Annotated in this window: 4 protein-coding genes; all 4 read right to left on the reverse strand. The window is 40.3% G+C overall.

The features are described 5' to 3' along the window. Positions 1-320 precede the first annotated feature (320 nt). Positions 321-449 carry a CopG family antitoxin gene (locus tag TY87_RS23040; RefSeq protein ID WP_369922645.1) on the reverse strand — a complete coding sequence of 43 codons (129 nt, stop codon included), beginning with the start codon at positions 447-449 and terminating at the stop codon, positions 321-323. Continuing rightward, the gene (locus TY87_RS22335; RefSeq protein ID WP_232617221.1) at positions 397-594 is read right to left on the reverse strand and encodes a CopG family antitoxin; all 198 of its coding nucleotides are present in this window, start codon (positions 592-594) and stop codon (positions 397-399) included. Before TY87_RS22335 ends, TY87_RS23040 begins: the two co-directional genes overlap by 53 nt. Then, on the reverse strand, positions 587-808 hold the full coding sequence (locus TY87_RS22340; protein WP_100188758.1) for a BrnT family toxin: 222 nt from the start codon (positions 806-808) through the stop codon (positions 587-589). The genes TY87_RS22335 and TY87_RS22340 overlap by 8 nt, the downstream gene beginning before the upstream one ends. A gap of 64 nt (positions 809-872) precedes the next feature. Beyond that, entirely contained in the window at positions 873-1,190 is a 318-nt protein-coding gene (locus TY87_RS22345; RefSeq protein ID WP_100188759.1) for a HigA family addiction module antitoxin, read from the reverse strand. Positions 1,191-1,428 lie beyond the last annotated feature (238 nt).

Raw genomic sequence — 1,428 nt, forward strand, 5'->3', positions numbered from 1 at the left:
ATTTGCTCATTATCTGGAACAAGGTGAGAGTAGTTAACAAGCCACCCATATCTATAACCCAGTAAAATCAAGGGATTGGCTTTATCACTCACGCTACATTACCCCCCAACAACAATCACTGTACTGATCTAGATTCAAGTCTATCAAGCAGTTTGATATTGTCATATTTCTACTTTGTTAAGGGCACCCATTATGAGCATGTATCAAAAAACCATCACTCAGACTGAACAGCAGGATAAATGGGTAACCGTCATAACAATTGGCTGCAAAGCGACAATTTCTCCGCTACTTTGCAGCTCCAAGACTGCGCATTTGCACATTTAAGCATTACGGCTATGTTTAACATCATCAGCCAGCCAAACTTTAATTAATGATTGGTAGGGCATATCAAGCTTATTAGCTTCTATTTTGATGCTCTCTAATAAGCCTTCTGGAAGTCTGAGCGATATGGTTTTTTGTTGACGGTTTTAAATTTGACATTGAGACAGAGTGAGCATTTTTCCAGTCAATGTAATCACTGGAGTCATGGATTTCCCAAAATTCTCTTTCTTCAGCTTCAGTCTTAAAATTAGGTATTTTTTTAGTTTTACTCATAAATCTTCCTCTCTTTCCGGTGCATGTCACGAGCTGAAATAACACATATTAACGTCTCAGCAGAGCGAAGGGTAAAAGTAATATGCAGCAGCCTTGTTTCATTTGTCTTTCCGAGCGCATGATAACGTTCTTCACCTTGGCTATGTTTAGGGTCTGCCAAAATCAACAAAGGCTGGTTAAAAAACACTTGCTCAGCCTCAAAGCGGCTAACCAGTCACATCAAGTTATTGGTATAACTGACGAATCAGATCCAATCTAGTGAGTAGGCTTAAAACACGCTATATATATAACTCATCTTTCTTGCCTACCACCAAAGGCTTTACCCGTTTCGCTTCTTCTTGGTAGCGGTTTTGTGTATCCCAAAGATCGACGGCGTGTTGAATATTTAACCAAAATTCTGGTGTATTGCCAAAGACGGCTGCTAGCTTTATTGCGATTGGTGCGGTTAACACACCACCGTTAATAAGGCTGCTGACGGTATTACGATGCACGCCCATGGCATCTGCCAACGCTTTGGAGGTAATGTTCATCGGTTCTAGAAACTCAATTTTAAGCATTTCACCAACGCTAACTGGTCGACGTTTTGTTTTACGCATTTGTTGGCACCTCAATATTTGTGCGGGTCAAGTAGGTGTTTAAACTCTAATGACATTCGCACTTCCTTGCTGTGCATTAATATACAGATCATATCGCACAGCATTGCTATGCAAAACTACCCAAAAATTAGTCTAGTTAGGCTAAAGGGCTCAAACCTAATTAAAGAAGTCTGCCCCCCTTTTAACATCCAAAAACACTGCTACACTCTGAACGATGCTTTTTCATAGTAAGGAGGCT

It is taken from the genome of Marinomonas sp. BSi20584 (genome assembly GCF_002792415.1).
In the GTDB taxonomy this organism is placed as follows: Bacteria; Pseudomonadota; Gammaproteobacteria; order Pseudomonadales; family Marinomonadaceae; genus Marinomonas; species Marinomonas polaris.

Excerpts from the sequence above, each read along its gene's own strand:
- TY87_RS22335 (WP_232617221.1), bottom strand. The coding sequence starts at position 594 with ATGAGTAAAACTAAAAAAATACCTAATTTTAAGACTGAAGCTGAAGAA.
- TY87_RS22345 (WP_100188759.1), bottom strand. The coding sequence starts at position 1,190 with ATGCGTAAAACAAAACGTCGACCAGTTAGCGTTGGTGAAATGCTTAAA.